This window comes from Stieleria sp. (assembly GCF_041595215.1).
In the GTDB taxonomy this organism is placed as follows: domain Bacteria; phylum Planctomycetota; class Planctomycetia; order Pirellulales; family Pirellulaceae; genus Stieleria; species Stieleria magnilauensis.
Genome location: NZ_JBFHKV010000661.1, coordinates 1 through 4861 on the forward strand (window position 1 = coordinate 1; position 4861 = coordinate 4861).

At 59.9% G+C, this 4861-nt stretch carries 4 protein-coding genes; all 4 read left to right on the forward strand.

What is annotated here, in order from left to right; all coding sequences use genetic code 11:
* On the forward strand, nucleotides 1-209 hold a 209-nt coding region (locus ABX749_RS21995; protein ID WP_372897874.1), incomplete at its 5' end, for a hypothetical protein.
* A gap of 164 nt (nucleotides 210-373) precedes the next feature.
* Nucleotides 374-1051, forward strand: a complete 678-nt coding sequence (locus ABX749_RS22000) for a sigma-70 family RNA polymerase sigma factor (protein ID WP_372897875.1) — start codon at nucleotides 374-376, stop codon at nucleotides 1049-1051.
* Nucleotides 1051-3597, forward strand: coding sequence for a protein kinase (locus tag ABX749_RS22005; RefSeq protein WP_372897876.1), 2547 nt, complete (start codon nucleotides 1051-1053; stop codon nucleotides 3595-3597). The genes ABX749_RS22000 and ABX749_RS22005 overlap by 1 nt, the downstream gene beginning before the upstream one ends.
* Nucleotides 3594-4861, forward strand: a 1268-nt coding sequence (locus ABX749_RS22010; protein WP_372897877.1) for a hypothetical protein, incomplete at its 3' end; no start/stop codon positions are given. The genes ABX749_RS22005 and ABX749_RS22010, both read left to right, overlap by 4 nt.

Sequence of the window (4861 nt, forward strand, 5' to 3'; positions counted from 1 at the left end):
AGCGGCGGTGGCGGAACATCTCGGCCGCAGACGTCGACGACGACGGCGGCGTGTCGTTTGAGGAGGTGCAGGAATTCCGCAATCTGGCAAGTGAATCGGGCGAGATGATGCGTCCACGACATCGCCATCACGTGCCATCGGATGCGTTTTTTGCTTCGCTGGGGCGAACCCGCGGCGGTCAATTCCGAGCCCGTCGATCGTTTCGATGAGCAAAGTGACGGAGAACAATCTTTTGAAAAAAATGTTCAAAAGCGCGGCGGATTCACGTCTCTCGTCGCAACTGACTCAACAGCGGGCAGCAAAACGGTGAAAACCTCTCCCCGCTCGGCTGCTGTTCCGCCCCTCTTTCTTCTCTCCTGCTGAAGTCCGCAACATGGTCACCACCGACTCCCCCAGCCCAATCTATTCGGTTGATTCCGCTCCCCCCGCAGACCCGGGCGACGAAGCCGGTTTCCCCGAATTGCTCGCCAGTGCCCGCAATGGTGACCGTGATGCACTCGGCCAGCTGCTGCAATGGTATGCCAACTATTTGACCATCCTGGCCAGCACCCAACTGGACCGCCGATTGCGTCGACGATTGAATCCTTCTGACATCGTTCAAGAAGCGATGTTGGCAGCCCATCAGGACTTTGCCGATTTTCGAGGGACCAGCCAAGGCGAATTGTTGTGCTGGTTGCGGACGATCTTGATCCACACGCTTCATCGCAGTTTCAAACGTCACATCAAAGTCGAAAAGCGTGACATCCGCCGCGAAGTGTCGTTGGAAGTGGTCAACAATCGGTTGGAAAACTCTGCGTGTAACCTGGCCGGGATGTTACCCGCCGGCGGTCCTTCGCCCAGTTCTCCGCTGCAGGCCCGCGAAAGCGCGGTGATCCTGGCCGACCAACTCAGCAAGCTGAAACCTCATTATCGCGAGGTCATCGTGCTCCGCGTCTTGCAAGGTCTCTCGTTCGACGAGATTGCCCAGCGGATGGATCGCAAGTGCGGCGCCGTTCGGATGCTTTGGTTGCGGGCGTTGGAAAGTTTTAAAACAACCGGGGCGATGCATTGATGGTGGCACTGAATCAATCCGACATCGACGCCACGCCTTCGCAGCCCTCGATGCTACAAGGGTTAACCGAAGATCAGCAGACGCGTTTGACCGAGCTGCTCGATCAATACTTGCTCGCGCTCGAAAACGGCGAACGCATGGATGTCAGTCAAGTCAACCAGGCGAACCCGGATCTCGCCGACGTCTTTGCCGCGTACTTGGAAAAGCTCGACGCGTTGTATGGCGTGTCCCCCGGTTTCCAAGATCCGAGTCGCACCGATTCGCCTGAGCAGCATCGCAAAATGACGCTGGGAGATTTCACGATCCAACGTGAAATCGGACGCGGCGGAATGGGGATCGTCTACGAAGCCAGTCAGAAATCGCTTGACCGCCGGGTCGCGATCAAACTGTTGCCGCTCGCATCACTACTCGACGCTCGGCAAATCGCTCGATTCAAGAATGAAGCCCACGCGGCAGGCTTGCTTCAGCATCCCAATATCGTGCCGATCTACAGCGTCGGCAGCGAGCGGGGCGTTCATTATTATGCGATGCAGTACATCGACGGAGAGTCGATCGACGTGAAAGTGACATCGGCCCGCCATGAAGCAACGCATCGGATCGAAGCCCGCACGTCGCAAACCATTCGCTGGGCGATCGACATCGCGGGGGCATTGCACGTCGCGCATGAGAACGGGGTGGTCCATCGCGACGTCAAACCGTCCAACCTGATGCTGGACAAATCTGGGAAAATCTGGATCACTGATTTCGGACTCGCCCGCTGCCAAACCGACGTGACGCTGACGCGTTCCGGCGATGTCATCGGCACGATGCGTTACATGAGTCCCGAACAGGCGCGCGGCGAGTCCGCGTTGATCGACGGGCGGGCCGACATTTACTCGCTCGCGGCGACCCTGTACGAGATGCTAACCCTGCGTCCGGCTCACGATGCCGACGATGCACCGACGATTCTGCGACAGATCGACCAAGACAGCGTCACACCGCTGCGGAGTCTGCGACCGGATCTGCCGCGCGATTTAGAAACCGTGATCGCCAAAGCGATGTCGAAACGTCGCGAAGACCGTTACGACACGGCCGATGACTTTGCAAGTGACTTGAGTCGCGTTTTGGAGGGCCGACCCACCGTTGCTCGGCCTCCCTCAATCGCCGACCACATTGCTCGTCTGGCCGCCAAACATCGCAACGTGGTGATGACCGGGGCATTGGTCGTCATGCTGGGTTTCCTGGGATCAGCGATCGCGACGGCGAAGCTGGCTGCCGCCAAACAGGCCTCCGATGACAGCGCCCTGCGCGCCACGCGTGGCGAGGCGCTCGCCCGTGATGTCCTCGACCGACTCGGTGCACAGGTGGCCGAACAGCTCTCCGATATCCCCGCCGCGGACTCCGTCAGACGTCAGTTCTTAGTTGTTACGTTGGATTACTACCAGCGGTTTGCCGCGGAAGCCCAAGATGATCCGCAACTGCGCGAAGACCTGGCGGTGACGCTGGGAAAGACGGGTTCCCTGCAGTCCGAACTCGGCGAAAACGACAAGGCGATCGAGTCCCTCGCCCGCAGCGAATCGCTCTATGCCCAGCTTGCCGCCCAGCCAACGGCGAACGATGCGACCTTGCTCGACTGGTCAACCAGTCAAAACAACCTGGCCCAGGCATATGTCCGCGGCGGCAAGCTCGAAGACGCCGCGCGTTTCTTCGCCCGCGCCATCGTGACACAAAAACGCATTGTGCGGCGAGCGGCCAGCGAGCAATACCAAACCGCCAGGCTGGCCTTGGCGACCAGTCTGAACAACTTGGGTTTGCTGCTGAACCAAACCGAAGCCAAAGAAAAAGCCGAAGAAACCTATCTGGAAGCGATCCGTTTGCTCACCGAGAACGGTCAGCCGACAAGCTCGGAGAGTCAGCAACAGCTCGCCACGGTCCGAACCAATCTCAGCGGCTTGCTGACCACGACGTCACCGGAGCGTGCGGTGGTGTACGCGCGGGAAGCACTCGCAGGACAGCTCGATGCCCTCCAGGCCGATCGTGGAAACGCGAAACTGGCGACGCGGACGATTGTCACGCTCAACACGCTCGGGGCGGCTCAATCGGCAGCACAGCGAAACGCCGCGGCGATCGACACGTTCAATCGAGCCATCGAAATCGGCAACGAATTGCTCACCCGATGGCCCGAACAAGCAACCTATCGTCGCGACTTGGTGCTCAGCTACAACCACCTGGGTCTGGCGCTGTCCAAATCCGATCAACGGACCGCCGCACTCGCCGCCTTTGACCAGGCACTCTCCCTCGGACGTCCGCTCGCGGAACGGTTTCACGATGATGCCGAGACGCAAAGCATGCTCGGTGGTGTGTTGAACAACCTCGGTTTTCTGCACCAACAGCTCGGTGATCGCAAGGCCGCCGCCCAAGCCTATCACGAAGCCATCGAGCGGCAATCCACCGCGGTCCGGTTGGCCCCCGAAGTGGCGCGTTTCCAAGACTACCTGAAAAAACATCAACGCAACTACCGAACGGTCGCCGTAGCGACCGTGGACCTTGGGAGGGCAGCATCATGAGCAATCCAGAAGAGTCCCGCGCACTGTTGTTGGAACGATTGGAATCTCGTTGCATGCTGGCGGCTGGAATCCTGTTCCAGGTCACACCCCGCGAGGCCACGGTGTTTGATCGCGGCGATGGTGGCGATCGCGGCGGCGCTGGCGATCGAGCCGCAATCGTTGGCAGAGCGTCGCATCACGACAGTCATTCGCAACACACGCAATCGGATCGACTGTTGGGCGAGCGACAAGCCTCGGTCCGTGAAAGCGGCCCATCGATCCGTGGACCGTTTCCTGACGCGCAGGGTTTGGCCCAGGCACAGCGTCAGGCGTTTCTCCAGCCGCGGGGATCCACGCCGTCGACGACCATTAGCCTGATCGTTGTCCCCTCGTCGTCTCAATCGGGTTCAACTCAATCGGGTTCAACCAACAGCGAAAGGGGCGGCAGCACCACGTCGCACCCCAGCGGCGTGCTCGACGCGACCGGGACGGAGACGCCGACCGCGACTTCGACCGAGACGCTGGTTTCCGCACCGTCATCGACCGGCGCCGCAACCCAAGACGAAGTCGTCAAACCGGTTACCAGAGACCGTGAGCAAGCTCAAGCAATCGCGAGCGACACCGTCCCCGTCAATCAGATCCCGGAAACCACGGCGGTGAGAGAAGCCATTTTTGGCGAGTCGTTGGTGGAGGAAGTGGTGGAGCCAATTGCCGTCGATCGCGAATCAGATCTCACCGGCACCGTGGAAACCCTTCCGTTGTGGCATCATCATTTCCAGGCATCGGATGACCATGCCGATGACTCAACCGACGACGAGCGATGGGAACTTGGCGGTGATGCCTTGGAACGACTTCGTGAAGTCGCCGAGGGAAGCAATGATGATCGTCCAAATCTGGAACGGTCGGTCTACGATCACGCGATCGATGAGTGGTTTGGCGAGTCAACCGGATTGATCGAAGGCATCGTTTTTGAACATGATCTGCCGTCGGTGATGCTCGACATCCACGCATCGGTGGTCGACGTCGTCTTGGACGCGACCGTCGGCATGCATCGCAGCGTCGGTTTGATTGCGGGCGTGGAGACGGATCTCAGTCCCGACCCGGCGAGCGAGATCCGTGGCGCCATCCTGGCCGTCATCGCAAGTGAATTCGCCGACTCCATCACCAGCGAGCAACCACCGCCTGTGCAGACGAACGTTGACACGCATCCGATTCGCATTTCGGGAATCGCTTACCCCGGCGCCGCCATCATCGCCAGTCTGCTCGCGATCGGCAGTCGACGATG